General features: G+C 71.9%; 13 protein-coding genes and 4 pseudogenes. 10 read left to right on the top strand and 7 right to left on the bottom strand.

Going from position 1 to position 17,457, the window contains the following annotated elements; all coding sequences use genetic code 11:
* Positions 1 to 776 precede the first annotated feature (776 nt).
* The 3 genes and pseudogenes from ACWGB8_RS10305 to ACWGB8_RS10295 all read right to left on the bottom strand — a co-directional run.
* Positions 777 to 1,628, bottom strand: coding sequence for a universal stress protein (locus ACWGB8_RS10305; protein ID WP_452212148.1), 852 nt, complete (start codon positions 1,626 to 1,628; stop codon positions 777 to 779).
* A gap of 141 nt (positions 1,629 to 1,769) precedes the next feature.
* Positions 1,770 to 2,051 (bottom strand): dsRBD fold-containing protein, encoded by a 282-nt coding sequence (locus ACWGB8_RS10300; RefSeq protein ID WP_452212146.1) that lies wholly within the window; start codon positions 2,049 to 2,051, stop codon positions 1,770 to 1,772.
* 274 nt (positions 2,052 to 2,325) lie between these two features.
* Positions 2,326 to 2,523 (bottom strand): annotated as a pseudogene (locus tag ACWGB8_RS10295) (universal stress protein); the annotation flags it as partial.
* Between the two features lie 25 nt (positions 2,524 to 2,548).
* Between ACWGB8_RS10295 and ACWGB8_RS10290 the strand changes: the two are divergent.
* The 5 genes and pseudogenes from ACWGB8_RS10290 to ACWGB8_RS10270 all read left to right on the top strand — a co-directional run.
* Positions 2,549 to 3,088 carry a hypothetical protein gene (locus ACWGB8_RS10290; RefSeq protein ID WP_452212184.1) on the top strand — a complete coding sequence of 180 codons (540 nt, stop codon included), beginning with the start codon at positions 2,549 to 2,551 and terminating at the stop codon, positions 3,086 to 3,088.
* Positions 3,089 to 3,474: 386 nt separating this feature from the next.
* Positions 3,475 to 4,170 carry a CBS domain-containing protein gene (locus ACWGB8_RS10285; protein WP_452212144.1) on the top strand — a complete coding sequence of 232 codons (696 nt, stop codon included), beginning with the start codon at positions 3,475 to 3,477 and terminating at the stop codon, positions 4,168 to 4,170.
* A 25-nt stretch (positions 4,171 to 4,195) separates the two neighbouring features.
* Entirely contained in the window at positions 4,196 to 4,798 is a 603-nt protein-coding gene (locus tag ACWGB8_RS10280; protein WP_452212142.1) for a CBS domain-containing protein, read from the top strand.
* Between the two features lie 102 nt (positions 4,799 to 4,900).
* Complete coding sequence (locus ACWGB8_RS10275) at positions 4,901 to 5,596, top strand: response regulator (protein WP_452212140.1); 696 nt, start codon at positions 4,901 to 4,903, stop codon at positions 5,594 to 5,596.
* A gap of 93 nt (positions 5,597 to 5,689) precedes the next feature.
* Positions 5,690 to 5,836 (top strand): annotated as a pseudogene (locus tag ACWGB8_RS10270) (hydantoinase B/oxoprolinase family protein); the annotation flags it as partial.
* 226 nt (positions 5,837 to 6,062) lie between these two features.
* On the opposite strand, the gene ACWGB8_RS10265 reads toward ACWGB8_RS10270, so the two are convergent.
* Positions 6,063 to 7,094 (bottom strand): zinc-dependent alcohol dehydrogenase family protein, encoded by a 1,032-nt coding sequence (locus ACWGB8_RS10265; protein ID WP_452212138.1) that lies wholly within the window; start codon positions 7,092 to 7,094, stop codon positions 6,063 to 6,065.
* A gap of 399 nt (positions 7,095 to 7,493) precedes the next feature.
* Positions 7,494 to 7,913 (bottom strand): annotated as a pseudogene (locus ACWGB8_RS10260) (histidine kinase); the annotation flags it as partial.
* Between the two features lie 363 nt (positions 7,914 to 8,276).
* On the opposite strand from ACWGB8_RS10260, the gene ACWGB8_RS10255 reads away from it, so the two are divergent.
* The 4 genes and pseudogenes from ACWGB8_RS10255 to ACWGB8_RS10240 all read left to right on the top strand — a co-directional run bounded on the left by ACWGB8_RS10255 (position 8,277) and on the right by ACWGB8_RS10240 (position 14,826).
* Entirely contained in the window at positions 8,277 to 9,029 is a 753-nt protein-coding gene (locus tag ACWGB8_RS10255) for an ABC transporter ATP-binding protein (protein WP_452212136.1), read from the top strand.
* A 3-nt stretch (positions 9,030 to 9,032) separates the two neighbouring features.
* Positions 9,033 to 11,954, top strand: a complete 2,922-nt coding sequence (locus ACWGB8_RS10250; protein ID WP_452212134.1) for an ABC transporter permease — start codon at positions 9,033 to 9,035, stop codon at positions 11,952 to 11,954.
* Between the two features lie 1,076 nt (positions 11,955 to 13,030).
* Positions 13,031 to 13,984: a tetratricopeptide repeat protein gene (locus tag ACWGB8_RS10245; protein ID WP_452212132.1), complete on the top strand. Its 954-nt coding sequence runs from the start codon at positions 13,031 to 13,033 to the stop codon at positions 13,982 to 13,984.
* Positions 13,942 to 14,826 (top strand): annotated as a pseudogene (locus ACWGB8_RS10240) (IS5 family transposase). The gene ACWGB8_RS10245 and the pseudogene ACWGB8_RS10240 overlap by 43 nt, the downstream one beginning before the upstream one ends.
* 15 nt (positions 14,827 to 14,841) lie before the next feature.
* Here ACWGB8_RS10240 and ACWGB8_RS10235 read toward each other — a convergent pair.
* Positions 14,842 to 15,141, bottom strand: a complete 300-nt coding sequence (locus ACWGB8_RS10235) for a DUF6506 family protein (protein ID WP_033220913.1) — start codon at positions 15,139 to 15,141, stop codon at positions 14,842 to 14,844.
* A gap of 574 nt (positions 15,142 to 15,715) precedes the next feature.
* Positions 15,716 to 16,702: a site-specific integrase gene (locus tag ACWGB8_RS10230; RefSeq protein ID WP_452212130.1), complete on the bottom strand. Its 987-nt coding sequence runs from the start codon at positions 16,700 to 16,702 to the stop codon at positions 15,716 to 15,718.
* Between the two features lie 435 nt (positions 16,703 to 17,137).
* On the opposite strand from ACWGB8_RS10230, the gene ACWGB8_RS10225 reads away from it, so the two are divergent.
* Positions 17,138 to 17,329, top strand: a complete 192-nt coding sequence (locus ACWGB8_RS10225) for a helix-turn-helix transcriptional regulator (RefSeq protein WP_452212128.1) — start codon at positions 17,138 to 17,140, stop codon at positions 17,327 to 17,329.
* Positions 17,330 to 17,457 lie beyond the last annotated feature (128 nt).

The raw sequence follows: 17,457 nt of genomic DNA, 5'->3' as shown, positions 1-17,457 counted from the left end.
CCCGCTGGGCACCCACGAGCGGCGGGTCGGACGTGCGGGGCGGACCGCAGAGCGGCCTACTGTCGTCGGCGGTGCCGACCGTTCCAACAACGGTGCCGGTGGTGGTCATGTTCGGCGCGCCGGGCGGCAAGTTCGGTTTCCACGTGGCGTCGGCGCAGGTCGACGGCGCGGACGGGGGTCGGCGAGGCCGCGTGAGGTGTCGACGTAGGCGCATGCACAGGGCCCGGCCGTTCGTACAGCGGGCCGCGGAGGGGTCCGTCCCAATGTTCCGGCAGTCTCCCGTTCGTCCGATCCGTCAGAGGCGGTGCGAGAGGAGCAACTCGTGGGCCAGGCGGGCGGCGCGGGAGGATTGCGCGGGGTCGGGCTCCTGGTCGGGGATCTCATTCCCTGGATGAGGGCACGGATCGCCTGGCCGAGGGCCTGGACCTGGGCTTCCAACAGCTCAATGCGCTCGGCGGCGCTTTCGAGGTCGCGGCCCGGCGGGGCATGGAGCCGGCCTTGAAATGCTCGTGCTCGCTCGCGGTGGCCTCCCTCGGCGGCGGGCCGACGTGCCGTACTCCCAGTCTTCCGCCGTTCGCGGTCCAGGACAGGGTCGGACGGCCCAAACGCGGCCGCGGCCGGCCCGTCCGGAGACGACCGCCCACGGGCCGCAGTACCGCCGGTTGCGTAGCGCGGGACCGACGCGCCCCACGCGGGAGCGGGGCGGAGGGAACCACGCCCGCGGAATCCCCTCGTCCGTAAGCGGAACCGCCGATCGGGGCGCGACGGCGACCGGCTCAGCCGTAGGGGACGACCGCCACCGGGCACCGGACGTGGTGGATCGCGGCGTGCGTCACCGGGCCCAGATGGGTGCCGACCGGGGCGCGGCGGGTGCGCCGGCCGACCACGACGAGTCCGGCCGCCGCCGCCTCCTCCACGAGGACGACGGTCGCATGGCCGCGTACCGTTTCCGCGGTCACGGCCACCTCGGGATGCCGGGAACGCCACGGGCCCAGGGTGTCGGCGAGCTGCCGCTGCTCGACGGCAGACAGTTCCGCGTCCATACTGCCGATCGCGGCGAAGGCCATGTACTCGCTGCCGGCCGGTGGCGCCCAGACGTGGACGACCCGCAGCGGCACCCCGCGCAGGCGGGCAGCCTCGAAGGCGAATCCGATCACCTCGTCGCACGCATGCCGCAGGTCCAGCCCGAGGACGACGGCGCCGCCCGTATCGGGCTCGGAGCCCGCGCGGACGAGGATCGTCGGGCAGGCCGCGCGTCGAAGCACCTCCTGGCTCACCGAACCGACGAGGAAACCCTGCAGCGTGCCGAGCCCCCGCGAGCCGAGAACAAGCATGCTCGCCGTGCCGGAGGCCGCCACGAGTGCCTCGACCGGGCTGTCTCGGACGTGCGCCGACATGACGTCCCCACCGGCGGCGAGGACCCGCCGCAGATCCGTCTCCGCGGCGGCCAGCTGCTCCCGGCTCCAGGCCACCGCCTCGTCGGTGCCGAGCACATCGGTGTCCGGCCAGGGCCACGCCTGGACGAGTTCCAGAGGCAGCTTACGAAGCAGGGCTTCCCGGGCCGCCCAGCCGGCCGCGGCGGTGCTCTCCGGTGAACCGTCGAAGCCTGCGACGATCGGTCCGTTCATGGTGTTCTCCGGCGTGGGGTCGGTCGGCCTGTCGGAAGGGACGGTCGGTCAGCCGTGGGCGCGGATGCGGGCGGCGGCGCGAAGGGGCTCACGTACGGCGGACCAGGGACCGGGCCCGGCCCCGGGCCCGGTCGGGTGCCGTCATACCGGCCCGGACCTGTGGTTCGCCGTCGCGTCGGCAATCCCGGCGCGCAGCAGCTGGTGCCCGAGTTCGACGAGGGCGCGACCGGCCGCGTACTCGTCACCGATCTCCGGGACGGGCGGGTCGTTCGGGCTGCGGTTGGCCGCCGTGCGGGTCTCCAGGGTGGTGTCGCCGGTGTCCAGTACGGCGTGGACCTTGGTGGTGTCGCCTTCTTCGAAGAGGTCCAGGCGCAGGTTCCAACGCTTGGTGCGAACGGGTCCGGACGGGCTGCTCGCGGTCATGGGCGTGCTCCTCACCACGTGGGTCCGTGCGGTTTCCACCATCCATCCTGGAACGGGCAGCGGCTTTCGGCACGGCGAGACGGTTCGGTAGCGCAGGTGCCGTGGTCCTGCCCAGCGCAGGGACGCGGGCGCTGTCACCACGGGGCAGTGAGCGCGGTGCAACGGGCCTTGGGGGACGGAGCCGGGCCGCATGCCGGTGAACTGTGAGGGCGTGCTCGGCGGCCCTGGCGAGCTCCTCGACCGGGTGTCGATCGAGGACCCTGTGAGTGAGGACCACGTCGGGGTGGCTGTCGCGTCGGTCGGCGGTGGCCTCGTCGAGCATCCGTCGGAGGGCCTGGTCGGTGGCAGCACCGCCGATGTGCAAGACCGGGCGGTGCGGCCGGACGCAGATCGCGCGCAGCGCGGGCCGGCGTTCGGCGGCGAGGTCGAACGCGACGTGCACGGCGGAGTCGGCCGTCGCGCTGCCATCCATCCCCGACCATGAGGTACGCGGATCCTTGGGTGACGTGGTCAGACCCGCGGACGACGACCACCGGGCAGTGCGCCTGCGCGCTGACCGGCACGGCCACCGCGTGGACGCTCAGGATCTCCTCCAACAGGCTCGGTCGGCGCAAGCCGAGGACGACGAGCAAAGCGTGCTCGAAGGAGGGGATCACGACGGTGCCCCCACGGGCGAAGGTGCGTTCCAGTGCCCGGGCGAACCACGCGTGCGCCGCGGTCTCGTCGTGGTGCCGGCGGCCGTGGGTGGACTCCACCAGCAGGACATCGGCGCCGGTGAACGGGTCCGGCGGGCGCAGCAGCGGATGGACGGGTCGGCCGAGGTCGCCGCTCGCGGCGAGGGCGTGGCCGTCCTCCAGGGTCAAGTGGACCCACACGGAGCCGAGTATGTGCCCGGCGCGGTGCAGCCGGAGCCGGATTCCCGCCGTGACCTCCGTGTCGCCGCCCAGGGGGATCGGGTCGAGCATGCGCAAGGCGTTCTCGACGTCCTTGTCGTCGTAGAGCAGTTTCGGCGGGCCGGCGCTTTGGACCATCCGTAGGTGTTTGCGTGGTCCGCCTCCTCGCGCAGCAGGTGGGCGCTGTCCCGGAGGATCAGCTCGGCGATCCGCGCGGTGTCCGGAGTGGCGAGTACCGGCCCGCGGAAGCCGTCGCGGACCAGACGGGGCAGGTAGCCGTAGTGGTCAAGGTGGGCATGGGTCAGGATCACCGCCCGGCCGCGGTCGGGGCCGAGCACCGCCGGGGTCCGTCGTCATGGCTACCTCCGGGAGGGCTTGGGCTGCCCCCCTTCTCCCGTCGGCCGGTCTGGCTGTCCCGGGACGAACCGGCCCTAGGGGCGGGGCCGTCCGGCCCTGTTGTGACCCGGGAGCCAGGCGGACAGTGGAAGCGGGACCCTTCGAACGGAGCCCTCCGAGGAGGAGTGAGGACGATGCAGCACCGCAGCGTCAACGACGTCATGACCCGTGAGGTGGTCACCGCCCGGCCCGACACGCCCTTCAAGGAGGTCGCGGCCCTGTTCCACCGCAATGACATCACCGCGATACCGGTCCTCGACGGCCAGGGCCGACCGCTCGGCCTGGTCTCGGAAGCCGATCTGATCCGCAAGGAAGCCGTGCTCCCGGACCCGGAGGGCCGCTCCCCGGGCCGCTGGCTGGACGCGAAGGACCGGGCCCGGGCCGAGGCCGAGACCGCCGGCGGGCTGATGACCAGCCCCGCCGTCACCGCCCGCGCGGGCTGGTCGGTGCCCGAGGCCGCCCGCGTGATGGACAGGCACAGGGTGAAGCGTCTCCCCGTGGTGGACGAGATCGGACGCCTGGTCGGCATCGTGAGCCGCCGTGACCTGATCCAGGTCTTCCTACGGCACGACGCGGCCATCCGCGAGGAGATCAACCACGACGTGCTCGGGCAGACGCTCTGGCTCGCACCGGGCGCCGTCCGGGTCGCCGTCCACGACGGCGTGGTCACCCTGACCGGCCGACTGCCCCGGCGCAGCCTGATCCCGATCACCGAGCGGCTGTGCCGGGCGGTGGACGGCGTGGTCGCCGTTCACCACACCCTCGACTGGACCGAGGACGACACCAGTCCCCATGTCGAACACCCTCACGCCTACCGGGCCGGCCAATAGCCCGACGACCTCCGAGGAGGAGACGATGGTGCACACAGCGGACGTCGTCGGCGACGTCATGACCCGTGCGGTGGTCGCCGTCGGACGCGACGCGGACTTCCGCGAGGTCGCCGAGACCCTGCAACGCTGGCAGGTCAGTGCGGTCCCGGTGCTGACCGGTGACGGCAGGGTAATCGGTGTGGTGTCCGAGGCCGACCTGCTCGAAGCCCGGGACCGGGACGGAGAACGGGCCGACTCCCTGACCGCCGGTCGGATGATGTCCGTACCGGCCGTGACCGTCCATCCGCAGAGCCCGCTCAACGAAGCCGCCCGGGCGATGGCCCGCGGGCATCTGAAGCGGCTGCCGGTGGTCGACGAGGAGGACTTCCTGGTCGGTGTCGTCAGTCGCGGCGACCTGTTGAAGGTCTACCTCGGCGACGACCGGGAGCTCGCCGACCGCGTCCGGTTCGACCTCACCGCCACCATTGGACCCGGCGGGCCTGTCGAACTCGACGTCCGGGCGGAGGACGGCCGGATCACACTTGCCGGCAGTCTCCCTGACGAGGTTTCGGTGCCCGTACTGGAGCGGCTGGTCGGTTCGGTCCCCGGCGTCGTCGGTGTCGAGGTCCGGCTCAGAGAACCCGCTTGACCACCGCGGCGGACGCCCGGGCCCGGAGCACCTACTGCTGCGGGCCCGGCGCCGTGCACGGAGAATCGTGGCATGGCCGGCGCGGTCACAGAGGGAGTGGTCATGGACACGACTGAGACTGGAGCGGTGGAGCGGCCCGTGCGGGTGTTCCTGTTGGACGACCACGAGGTGGTCCGGCGCGGCGTGTGCGACCTCCTGGGCACCGAGCCCGACATCGAGGTCGTCGGCGAGGCGGCGACCTGCGCGCAGGCGCTGGCCCGTGTCCCGGCGCTGCGCCCGGACGTCGCGGTCCTCGACGTGCGGCTGCCGGACGGCGACGGGGTCACCGTCTGCCGGGAGCTGCGAGACCGGATGCCCGAACTGGCCTGCTTGATGCTGACGTCGTTCGACGACGACGACGCGCTGCTCGACGCCATCATGGCAGGCGCCGCCGGATACGTGCTGAAGCAGGTCAAAGGCGCCGATCTGGTCAACGCCGTGCGGATGGTGGCCGCAGGCCAGTCCATGCTCGATCCCGCGACCACCCGCAAGGTCATGGAGAGCCTTCGCCACCACGAGGAGAGTCCCGTCGACGCAGTCCTGGGCCAGTTGACCCCGCGCGAGCGGGAGATCCTCTCCCTGATCGGCGAGGGGATGACCAACCGACAGATCGGGCAGGAGCTGTACCTCGCGGAGAAGACGGTGAAGAACCACGTCTCGCGGCTGCTCGCGAAACTCGGCGTGGAGCGCCGCCTGCAGGCCGCCGTCCTGGCGGCGCACGCCGACGAGCCCGAAGGGCCCCACCGCCACCCGCACTGACCCGACCCGGTGTCCGCCGGAATGGGACCGCCTTGGGCACCCCCCCGGACGCGATCGCCGTGATTCGCCGCCGGGGGGACCTGTTGAAGCCCGGTGACGCCTCCGTACCACGGCGGTACCCACCTGCCCGACATCACGGTGGTGACACCGGTGTTCGACACTGACGGCCGGCGGATCCTCTTCTTCGTCGCGTCTCGCGGGCACCATGCCGAGATCGGCGGGCTCACCCCGGGCTCGATGGGCTGCGACCGCGTCGACCTTGCGACAGGAGACGTCCTGGTGATCGAGACTCCCGGCGGGGGCGGCTACGGGACCGGGTGAAGGCGCCCGCTGCCCGCCGTCGGCTGCTGCCTGTACGGACGAGGGGAGCGTAGCCCTGACCGCAGGCCGGGGAAGGACCGTGACGGGGTCGCTCCCGAGGTACCTCCCGCCACTGGGAGGCACCCGGATTCCCCCGTGCGCGGTGTCAGTCCGCGCACAGGACGGCGACGCCGGTGATCCGGTCGGCTGCCAGGTCGGCCAGTGCCTGATCGGCCCGGTCCGCCGCGTAGCGCTGGACGTGGACGGTCGGAGGGTTCAGTGCGGTCTCGGCCAGGTAGGCGCGGCCGTCCTCGCGGGTGTTCGCGGTGACGCTGCGCAGGGTCCGCTCCTGGAAGAGGTGGCGCTGGTACTCGAGCGCGGGGATGTCGGTGAGGTGGATGCCGGCCACCGCCAGCGTGCCACCCCGGTCGAGGGCGGACATGGCCACCGGTACCAGGCCACCGACCGGAGCGAAGAGGATCGCCGCGTCGAGCGGCTCCGGCGGGGCCTCGTAGGCCCGCCTCGCCGAGGCGGCGCCCAGCTCCAGCGCCAGCCGACGGGCTTCCTCGGCCCGCGTCAGGACGTGCACGGTCGCGCCTCGGGCGAGGGCGAGCTGTGCGGTCAGGTGGGCGGAGGCGCCGAAGCCGTAGATTCCGAGCCGGCCGCCGGGAGGCAGTTCGGCCCGCTCCAGGGCCCGGTAGCCGATGATCCCGGCGCACAGGAGCGGTGCCAGGTCCTCGTCGGGCGGCCCCTCCGGCAGGTGGTAGGCAAAGCGCGCGTCCGCCACCGTGTACCGGGCGTAGCCGCCGTGGACGTCCCACCCCGTGTACCGGGACTTCGGGCAGAGGTTCTCGCGTCCGGCCCGGCAGTACCGGCACCCGCCGCAGGTACCCGCCAGCCACGGGACGCCCACCCGGTCACCGGGGGAGAAGCCCTGAACGTCCGGGCCGCACCGGACGACGCGGCCCACGGCCTCGTGGCCGGGAGTGCACTGCGGCGTGCGCGGTGGGAGGTCGCCCTCGGCGAGGTGGAGGTCCGTCCGGCACACGCCACAGGCCGCTACCTCGACCAGCAGCTCCCAACGGCCGGGCTCCGGGACTGTTCGCTCCACGCGTCGTAGCGGAGCCGACGCGATCGGGCCCGGGTGCTCCACCACCCACGCCGGCGTGCGGACCATGCCGTCAGCGTCTGTGGACATCATCGGCTCCTTCCCCGCAGTCTCCTCGGCCCGGTTCCGGTGGCCGTGCCGGGACGGCAGACCCGGGATCGGGACCTGCCACTCACTCCATCGTCCGCCGCGCCCCGCCCCGGCGGCCAAGGGTGTCCGCGCTCCTTCTCCCGCCGCGCGGGCCTTGCCTATCGAGGAGGACTTCGAACCGGTTGGAGCCGAGGAACGTCAGGACCCGATCCTTGGTCCGGGCCGAGCCCACTGCCGGCCTGAAGCGTGGCAGCCCGCTCGGCCGCCGAACCTGCGTCGACTAGGGTTCGGGCAGCGGGACGCGCCACTCCAGTGGGGTGCCGCCCTCGGGCCGGTTGCCGGTGGTGAACGTGCCGCCGAAGGAGGCGGCCCGGGCCGCGAGTTCCGGGAGAACCGTTCGATCGCGTCGATCACCCGGGTGCGCAGGCCGGTGGTCGTCGGGCCGCTTTCACGCAGGCGCAGGCCGAAGATGGTCGCCCGGATGGTTCTGGCGGTGTCATCGAGGTCGTCGATGGCCCGCAGGACCCGGTCGTTCGCTTCCGGGTGGTCGATGAAGCGGGTTGCGCCCTGGAGGGTCATCCCGGTGGCGAAGAGCCGCTGGATGGCCAGGTCGTGGAGGTCCCGGGCGATCCGGTCGCGTTCCTGCAGCAGGGTGATCTGCTCGGCGTCGCGGCGCCGTTCGGCGAGTTCCATGGCGATCGCTGCCTGGCCCGCGAAGGCCGGTACCGGACCGGCCTCGTCCGAGCTGAACAGCGGCGCTCCGGTCGCCCGCGCCAGCATCAGCACCCTGCGGACCCCGTGCTCCGCCGTGCCGATCGGACCGATCGTGCTCCGCCTCTGCCGGCCGGTGGACGGCGTCGTGTCCGCCACCGACCGGGCGCACAGCGCGAGGACGGCGACGTCCACCCGCGAAGGGTGACTGCCGGTGCGCTCTGCGCAGCTCTCATGCGGCGGACATGCGAAGCGATCGTGAGTGGCCCCCGCTGGGGGTCTCCGTACCGGGCGCCCCACCCATACAGGCCCAGTGGCAGCCCGCCTGGGGCCCAGGCCCCGGGTCATAGGCGACATCGGCGAGAAGCGCCCGTCCGGCCCCCGCAGAAGGGGCCGATCGGTCCTGGGAGGATCCGAAGCCTTCTGCGAGGCTGGAGATCGGGACATCGCGCCGTTCGCGAGGAGGCGGCCATGGACAGCCGGACGCAGGACCGACAGCACCCGCTGCTGGCCGCCACCGGAGTCCGCAAGGTCTACCGGACCGGATCCGTCGAGGTGACGGCGTTGCGTGACCTCGACCTGACGGTGCAGCCGGGCGAGCTGGTCGGGGTGATGGGCCCCTCGGGCTCCGGCAAGACCACCCTCCTCAACTGCCTCTCCGGCCTGGACGACATCGATGCCGGCCGTGTCGAGGTGGACGGCCGCGACCTGTTCGCCATGTCGGACGCCGCACGCACCGAGCACCGGGCCCACGCGATGGGCTTCGTCTTCCAGGCCTTCAACCTGATCCCGGTCTTCACCGCCGTCGAGAACGTCGAACTCCCGCTGCTGCTCACCGGCACGCCACCGCGCGAGGCCCGCGCCCGTGCCACCGCGATGCTGGAGCGGGTCGGACTCGGGCACCGGGTGGGGCACCGTCCCAGCGAGCTGTCCGGTGGCGAGCAGCAGCGCGTCACCATCGCCAGGGCGCTGGTCGCCCGGCCTGCCGTCGTCTGGGCGGACGAGCCCACCGGCAACCTCGACAGCGCCATGGCCGGCCAGGTGATGGACCTGCTGACCGCGCTCAACCGCGACGAGGGCCAGACCATCGTGCTGGTCACCCACGACGAGGCGATCGGCCGCCGGCTGCCCCGCCTGGTGCGGATGCGTGACGGCCGCCTGGTCTCCGACACCCGCCCCCGACCTCCGGCCGGGGGCGCACCCAGGGCCGAACTGGTGGGCTGACCGATGTACCCCGGCCTCCTTCTCCCGCTTCTCGGCATCCTGGGCATCGCCCTGTTGACGCTGCTGCTCGTCGCTGCCCGGCAACCGGTCGTTCGGCGCCTCGCGCTGCGCCAGGTCGCGCGGCGGCGTGCCGAGGCAGCCCTCGTGATCGGCGGCTCCGTACTCGGCACCGCGATCATCGTCGGCGCTCTCGTCGTCGGTGACACCTTGAACTTCTCGGTCCGCCAGGAGGCGTACCGCACACTCGGCCCGGTCGACGAGCGGATCGTCAGCACCGACACCGGCGGTCGCGACCTGGCCTCCCGCCTCCAGCCGCTCGCCGCAGATCCCGACGTCGACGGGGTGCTGACCGCCCAAGTCGCCCAGGCAGCCGCTGTCAACACCCACAATGCCCATCCGGTCGCCGAACCGCGGGTGCTGGCCTGGCAGATGGACATGGACGCGGCCGCTCGCTTCGGCGCGGCCGGCGGCGATTCCGGACTGAGCGGTCCGGTGCCCCCGCCCGGGCAGGTCGTGGTCAACGAACCGCTCGCCCACTCGCTCCGGGTCGGCGCCGGCCAACTCATCACCGTGTACCTCTACGGCCATCCGGTCGACTACACCGTGGCCCGGGTCGTCCCGCAGGAGGGCCTCGCCGGCACGGGCCTCGGGGGCCGGGTCAACCGCAACGTCTTCCTTCCCCCGGGCGCGCTCGACGCGGCCGGTGGCCAGGCCCGTACGGTGACCATGGTGTCCAACCGCGGCGGCGTCGAGACAGGCGAGAAGCTCACCGACACCGTCACCGCGAAGATCCGCAGCGCGCTCGGCCCGGACAACGCCCCCGCCGCCGTCGACACTCCCAAGCGCACCGTGCTCCAGCAGGCCCGGGAGACCGGGGACGCGCTCGGTGCGCTGTTCCTGATGATCGGCAGCTTCAGCATCATCGCTGGGGCGCTGCTGCTGGTGAACATCTTCGTGATGCTCGCCGAGGAGCGGAAGGCACAACTGGGCATGCTCCGCGCGGTCGGCCTCAAGCGCTCCCGGCTGGTCGGCTCCTTCTCCTTGGAAGGTGCGGTGTACGCGCTGGCCGCGACGCTGCCCGGAGTGGCGATCGGCCTCGGCGTCGGCTGGGGCGTGGCCGTGGTCGCGGCCCAGATCTTCAAGAGCTGGTCAGCGGACGGCAGCGGCCTGGACATCACCTTCGCGGCCACCCCCACCAGCCTGCTCAACGGCGCCGCCCTCGGCCTGGTGATCGCGCTGGCCGCGATCGCGGCCACCAGCTTCCGAATCAGCCGCTTCAACATCATCGCCGCCGTTCGTGACCTCCCCGCCGACACCGGGCGCCGGACGCGCCGCAGGCTGCTGGCCGTCTCCACGGCGCTCAGCGCGCTCTGCGTGGTGGCCGCCGTTCCCGCGATCGCCCGCAGCCAGGCCGAGCAGACCTACCTGCTTCCGGCCCTCGCGGTCGTCCTCGCCGTGCCCGCCGCGCGCCGGGTGATGCCGCGCAGGGCGGCGGACAGCCTCGCGGCCGGGTTCGTCCTGCTGTGGACGCTGGCCGCCAGCGTCGTGCGGCCCCGCGTGTTCGACTCCCCGTCGATGGCGGTGTACGTCATCCTCGGCAGCCTCGCAGCGTTCTCCGCCGTCGTCCTCGTCAGTGAGAACCAGCGGTCGCTGGTACGGCCGGTGCGCCGCCTGATGGACCGGCCCACCCAGCAGGGCCTCGCCGCGCGGCTGGCCGCCGCCTATCCGCTGGCCAAGCGCTTCCGTACGGGATCGACCCTGGTGATGTACACCCTGATCACCCTCGTCCTGGTCCTGCTCACACAGATCTCCGGGGTCATGAACGCCAGCGTCGATCGTGCCGTCGCCGACGCCACCGCCGGCTACACCCTGCGGCTCGACTACAACCCCCAGGCAGCCGGTGCCGACCCGCTCGCCGACCTCGGCTCCACCGCCTATGCGGGACAGGTCACCGGCGTCACCCCGCTGCTCAACGCACGCGGCCAGTCCACCGACCCCGGTCACCGCACCACGAAACCGCTGGAGACGGCCGTGATCGGCGTTCCCGACGGCGCGGTCACCGGCATCACCTTCCGCGACCGGCTGCCCGGCCTGCCGGACGATCCCGCCGTATGGACCGCGCTCGCCACGCACCCCGAGTACGTGGTGGTGGACAACTTCTTCGGCCACACCGGTGGACCCGCCGGCAAGTTCTACGCCCCCGGTGACGCCCTGACCCTGACCGACCCCGTGAGCGGTCGCAGCGAACAGAAGATCATCGCCGGAGTCCTCAACAGCGGCCTGGCGTTCTACCCCGCCAACAGCAGCAGCGCCACCGTCTACCCGCTGGTGGAGGGCTCGGCGAGTGTCACCGGGCAGTTCGGCACGCAGGCCCGGACCGCGAGCGCCCTCGTGCGCACCGGCCAGGGCACCTCGCCGGAGGAACTGGCCGGGCGTCTCCAGGGCTCTCATCTGTCGGCAAGTCTCGTCGCCACCCCGATCGCCTCCGACGTGCACCGCCTGTTCGCAGCCAACACGGCGTTCTTCCGGCTGATGCAGGGTTTCCTCGCGCTCGGCTTGGGGATCGGTATCACCGGGCTCGGTGTGGTCATGGTCCGTGCGGTCCGGGAGCGCAGGCGCACCATCGGGGTGCTGCGCGCGCTGGGCTGCCAGGCCCGTACCGTCGAGCGATCGTTCCTGTGGGAGAGCGGGTTCATCGCGCTCGAGGGCGTTCTGCTCGGCAGTCTGCTGGGTGTGCTCACCACCTGGCTGATGTACTTGAAGAGCTCGGCCTTCGCCGGCCTCGAAGGCGGCTTCCCGATCGAATGGGGTTCCATCGCGACCCTGGCCGGTGCCACCCTGGCCACCTCCCTGCTGGCTGCCCTCGGCCCCGCCCGCAGCGCAGCCCGGATCAAGCCCGCACTCGCCGTCCGCCTCCCGGACTGATCACAGAACAAGAGCATGGTGTCGGCGTCGTGTGGGAGTGGACCGCCGGGTGGGCCGATGGGCCCTGTCCGCGAGAGCCGTCCTGTGGTGGGGTGGAGGTCCGGGCTGCCTCTGCGACTGCAGTGGGCGGCACGGGGCTGGAGGTTGTCGTCGTGGCTCGAACAGAAGGGCGGCCGGGGTGAGCCCGTGGCCGTGATGGGCACTCTTGCCGACGTCCAGGCCGAGGAACACGCCCACGTCTACGGTGTCGAACATCGCGCCCTTCCCAGGGTGTTGACGGTGCCGGCCTCGGCATCGGTGTCGTACGCGCGCATCCACGCTATACAGACCGGCCGCCCTGGAGCTGTCCGGCATTGCGCCGGACCGGATGGTGGCCGGACCTCTCATCAGCGTCTCCGACGGCACCTTCCGGGCCCGGTGACACCACCCCCCAGGTCATGCCTTCGACAGGGGGACACAGCCATGCCGGGCCCGGAGGCCAGCGGCCCCCTTGCAGGACCGCGAAGAACACAACGGGGACGTTGTGGCCGGAGTACGCGCGCGAGTATGCAGCGTTGCCCGCCCCGCATGGTGCGGATCCGCACAGCCGGGTGCGGGCGTTGCTCAGCGGTCGGACGGGTCGCGGTGGCAGAGGTGTTCGACGCTGCCGCGCTTGCTGCCGCGGCCGTCCTGGCAGGCCGGGGGGACCAGTTGCTCGCCGATGCACTGACGCGCGCCGGTGCGGATGGGCGGGTGACGCAGGACCTCGCCGGCGCGCCCGAGTTGCTGGTGCGCTTCGAGCAGGCCTCACCCGCGGCGCGGGCCGTACTCCAGGCGGCGAAGGATGCACGCCGTCTCGGTACCGGCCTGCACCTTCCGCAGGCCTTCCTCATCGACGCCGCCGCCGACTACCTCACCGACCACGAGCACGAGGGGCTCACCGACGACTGGGCCGCGCAGGCGTTCGCCGAACTCGCCCGCCCAGTCCACGGCCGCCAGCCCCCCTGCGCCGCGCCGCACCCCGCCCCCGGCTCCGCCCGCCCGGTACCCCACCCGACACTTCCGCAGCAACGACAGCAGCAGGGGCGGTGGGGCCGGTGTTCAGGCTCGCCGACTCCCTCGAACAGCACGGCCGTGAAACCCGCCGACTCCTGTGCCCGCCCGCGTCCTTCTGGCACGCCGCCCACACCCACCCCGCCCCCGACGACGTCCACTGCCTCGCCCGCGCCGCCCGGGCCAGGCACCGCCTCCAATGGGCCCATCACCTCCTCCACCGCGCCGCCGACACCGGGCACCCCGACGCCCTGTACGACCTCGCCAGGGTGCGGGAAGAGGCCGGTGACCGGGACGGCGCCGAAGCCTTGTACCGGCGGGCTTTCGACGCCGGCCACCACGAGGCCCTGAACGACCTGGCCGACATGCGGGAGCGGGCCGGGGACGGGGAAGGCGCGCATAGTCTGGTCCGGCAGGCCGCCGGAGCCGGCCACCCTGGCGCGTTGTACGAGCTGGCCCAGGCGCGGGAGGAGGCCGGGGACCGTACGGGCACCGAGAGGCTGTACCGGCAGGCCGCTGACGCAGGCAGCCACGATGCCCTCCACCTCCTCGCCGAGCTGCGGGAGGACACCGGGGACCTCAGAGGAGCCGAAACCTTCGCCTGGCGAGCCGCCGAGATCGGCAACCCCAACGTCCTGGACCGCCTTGCGATGAGGCGCGAGGAGGCCGGGGACCTGGAGGGCGCCGAGCACCTGGCCCCGCTGGCCGCCGACGCAGGCCCTCACACCCTGTACATGCTTGCCCAGGTTCGGGAGGAGAGCGGGGACTTGGAGGGCGCCGAGCACCTGGCCCGGCTGGTCGCCGATGCAGGCTTCCCGGACGCTCTGCACAGTCTCGCCAAGAAGCGGGAGGGGGCCGGGGATCGGGAGCGTGCCGAAGCCCTGTACCGGCAGGCCGCCGAGGCCCGTCCGACGGATCATGTGACCTGTCCCGGGTTCAAGTCGTTGGCATGTCCATGGGGTGGGGAGATCTCGCGAATGAGAAATGGTTGCGGCTGAAGCGGCATCTGCCGAAGTGCGGGCAGCGGGGCGGGCGTTGGGAGAGTCATCGCAGGGTGATCAACGGGATTCTCTTCCGACAGCGCACCGGGGTGCCGTGGCGGGATCAGCCTGCGGGTTTCGGCAAGTGGAAGACTGTGTACGAGCGGCACAGGCGCTGGTCTGCGGACGGCATGTGGGACAGGATCTTCAAGGCCGTCCTGGCCGACGCGGACGCGACGGCTGAATCGACTGGTCGATGGTGAGCGTGGATTCAACGTCCTGCCGCGCTCACCAGAACGCTGCCGGAGCACGCAAGAATCCACCCCGGGTTCCGGGAAGACGGACGCCCCGGCAGCACCGCCCCGATGAGGGCTCGGACGCTCCCGGGGCGGGCTGACCTGCAAGATTCATCTGCTTGGTGAGGGGGTTGCCGGCCTCTCGCCTTCCTCATCACGCCGGGTCAGTGGGGCGGCGCACCGCAGCTCGTTCCCGTGATGGAGCGTGTCCGTGTCGCCCGCCCGGACGGTGGGCGCCCCCGGACCCGGCCCGATCATCTCGGCGGCGACAAGGCGTATTCATCCCGGTGGAACCGCCGCTACCTGCGCCGACGCCAGATCAAGCACACCATCCCCGAACCGAAGAACCAGCGGGCCAACCGCCAGCGCCGCGGCAGCAGGGGCGGCCGGCCCACCGGCTTCGACACGACGATCTACACGCGCAGGAACGAAGTGGAACGCACCATCAACGCGCTCAAGAACTCCCGGGCGGTCGCGACGAGATACGACAGGAGGGCCTACATCTCTCACGGCACCGTCACCGTCGCAGCCATTCGGCTCTGGCTCCGGTCCCTGTCGGAGTGAAGGAGCCGGCACCCGTCACGAGAAGATCGCGTGCACCTGATCGACCGCTTCGGGTCCGTAGCCAACCGCGCCCACGGGAACTGCGCCGTTGATCGCCTCGATCACACGCCCGGCCCATACCGGCCCGAACCCCCCGCACAGTTCAATCAGCTGCACGCCCTCGCCCACCAGGCGGCGCGCGGCCTCGATGCCCTCCTCGGGCTTCTCCACCCCGACGAACACACTGCGGCACGTACCCGTGTCCACGACGCTGACATCGCCACCTGCCGCGCTGCCGTCCGCCGTGTAGATGAACCCCCAGTGTGTGAGCGCCATACGTATCGACCTCCCTGTGATCGTCAGAGCCAGTCCGGCGGTCGGCCCCGCGCTTGCGGGGGGTTGCTCCCAATGTGCGCCAGGTTCCGTAAACGCTGGCGCTGCCACGCAGATGTGCACTGCTCCGCCGGGCAGGTTCTGGACGCTGCTGATGGAATCGGCTGACCCGGGTTGACCGTGATCCTCAGCGCAAGAAGCTGCTGAGGATCACGGTCAACTTGGAGCCCAGGAGTACGGCTTTATGGTGATCCTCTCTGCCGTCGTGGGCTCTCAGGCCGACTTTGGGACGGGCACCGCCCACTCGATGCGAACACGCCTGAGGGGTCCTCGACACCACGCCGCGATCAGCCCAGGAGGGCGTGCAACCGGGGTGGACTTGGGTGGTAAGGCACGCGGCAGGCGCGCCGTGATTAGCCCGGGAGGGCTTGCAAACCGGCGCGCGGGCCCTGTCGGGCCTGCAAAGGGCGTCGGTCGCACTGCCTCCACCTGCTCCTGGAGGAGAGCCGAGTACGGTCCGGCCGTCACCTCCGACGCACCACTCGGCCGTACAGCCCGGTCGGGACGGGTGTAGCGGCTACGCCGGTCCTGAGCCGGGGGTGACGGGCCGGCGGAGGACGGTCGGATCGTCGAGGTCGGCTGGTTCGAGTTCGATGGCGCGGCGTAGTTGTTCCATGCGTCGGGGCAGGGGTTGCCAGCCAGGTTCTGCGGCCATGTCGGTGTTGAGGTTGTGGGTCGCGCGGGCGTAGGCGCGGGCCAGGCCGCGGAAGTGCAGGGGAAGGCCGGGGCGGGGGTGCCCGCTGGGGGCGATGCTCACCCACAGGGCGTCGGTGGTCTCGTTGCCCGGACCTGGGTGCTTGGTGGTGTCGCGTACAACGAGGTGGCCGCGGATGGTGAGCCAGTGGCGTATCGCGGCCCGGGTGGGGCCGGACAGGGCGATCGTCTCGGTGGCGGGTGTGGTGTGCGGGTTTCGGTGCTGGGGGAGGCGGGTGAGACGGATGGTTCCGGAGCGCAGGTCGACGTCGTCCGTGCGCAGGGCGCAGAGTTCGCCGGCCCGGCAGCCGGTGTCCAGTACGGTGCCGATGATCGCGAGGATTCGGCTGCGGGATGCGGAGCGGCCGGGGTGGGTCGTGTGTTCCAGGTGGCCGAGGAGGATGCTGCGCGGGCGGGCGGTGACGACGGGCCGGAGCGCGGTCTGCGGCAGGTCTCGCTCCGGGAGGGTGACGGTGATGCCGGCCCGGGTACCGAGGATGCGCAGGCAGTCCTCCCGGATGCGCATGGATGCGGGCGAGGCCCGGTCCGGGTGTGTAGTGGGTTTGCGTCGTAGGAGGCCCTGCTCGGCGGCGGTGAGGTAGGCGGCGAGGGTTTCCGGCGCGAGGAGTGCGGTGAGTGAGCTGGCAGCCGTGGGCGGGATCGCGTCCCGTTCCAGGGCGGTGCGCAGTTCGCCGGCGACCCAGCGCAGTTGCTTCGCCCGGGAGGCGCCGGTGGGTTGTTCGCAGGCGCGCCCGACCACGGTGTCCAGCGCCTCGATCGAGGGTGCCGCTGTCGTCGGGACGTCCGCCATGGGGCCACCCTAGCGCCGGGACCGGGCGGGTCCACCGGGCTCTCCTGCCGACGGGAGGGCTCTCGGCAGGTTCCGCAGGTCTGGGCTTAATAACTGGCTTGGAGCAAGATCGCTTATCGGGGGTGGGCGGCGGGGTGACCGTCTTCTCCGGCCCGCCCCGTCCCGGTGGTGACCGTCCTTCGGCAGCCGGCGAGGGGCCGGTTGTCAGGCCCAGGGTGAGTGCTGGTTGCGGCGATTCGCCGCTCGCGCGGGAGTGGTCCCCCGCCGCATAGGAGGAACGTGCGGAAGTCCGTTGGATTGGTAGGTCGCTGACAACGCCCGCGGAATGGGGTCTCTTGGCATCCTGTACCACCGGGTGACGGCGCGGCTAAATCATCTCTCTCCCTCGATATTCGTGTTCCGCGAACTTCGGTTTGGTCATGCAGGAGGAGAGTAGTGTCGGAGCAGTTCATGAGCGCCAAGGAGACCGCGGTCTACCTGAACATGTCCCTGGCCTGGGTCTACCGTGACGCTCCACGGCTCGGGCTCGTGCCCTACAAGTTCGGGTGCGGGAGGAACGCCAAGTTGCAGTTCAAGGTGTCGGAGGTCCAGGCCTGGGTCAAGCAGCAGAAGGTGCGGGCCGCATAGAAACAAGAGGTTGCGCGGGGGGGGGGGGCCCCCCCGGGGGCCCCCCCCCCCCCACGCAGATAAAAAACCCCGGGGGGGGGCGCCCCCCCCGGGCGGGGGAGGCCCGGCGGGGGGGGGGGGGGGTGGTT

Source organism: Kitasatospora sp. NPDC054939 (assembly GCF_053610105.1).
The sequence above is the reverse complement of the archived record's forward strand: the minus strand, read 5'-3'. Positions and strand labels throughout refer to the sequence as shown.

Excerpts from the sequence above, each read along its gene's own strand:
- ACWGB8_RS10305 (WP_452212148.1), bottom strand. The coding sequence starts at position 1,628 with ATGAACGGACCGATCGTCGCAGGCTTCGACGGTTCACCGGAGAGCACC.
- ACWGB8_RS10300 (WP_452212146.1), bottom strand. The coding sequence starts at position 2,051 with ATGACCGCGAGCAGCCCGTCCGGACCCGTTCGCACCAAGCGTTGGAAC.
- ACWGB8_RS10285 (WP_452212144.1), top strand. The coding sequence starts at position 3,475 with ATGCAGCACCGCAGCGTCAACGACGTCATGACCCGTGAGGTGGTCACC.
- ACWGB8_RS10280 (WP_452212142.1), top strand. The coding sequence starts at position 4,196 with ATGGTGCACACAGCGGACGTCGTCGGCGACGTCATGACCCGTGCGGTG.
- ACWGB8_RS10275 (WP_452212140.1), top strand. The coding sequence starts at position 4,901 with ATGGACACGACTGAGACTGGAGCGGTGGAGCGGCCCGTGCGGGTGTTC.
- ACWGB8_RS10265 (WP_452212138.1), bottom strand. The coding sequence starts at position 7,094 with ATGTCCACAGACGCTGACGGCATGGTCCGCACGCCGGCGTGGGTGGTG.
- ACWGB8_RS10255 (WP_452212136.1), top strand. The coding sequence starts at position 8,277 with ATGGACAGCCGGACGCAGGACCGACAGCACCCGCTGCTGGCCGCCACC.
- ACWGB8_RS10250 (WP_452212134.1), top strand. The coding sequence starts at position 9,033 with ATGTACCCCGGCCTCCTTCTCCCGCTTCTCGGCATCCTGGGCATCGCC.
- ACWGB8_RS10235 (WP_033220913.1), bottom strand. The coding sequence starts at position 15,141 with ATGGCGCTCACACACTGGGGGTTCATCTACACGGCGGACGGCAGCGCG.
- ACWGB8_RS10230 (WP_452212130.1), bottom strand. The coding sequence starts at position 16,702 with ATGGCGGACGTCCCGACGACAGCGGCACCCTCGATCGAGGCGCTGGAC.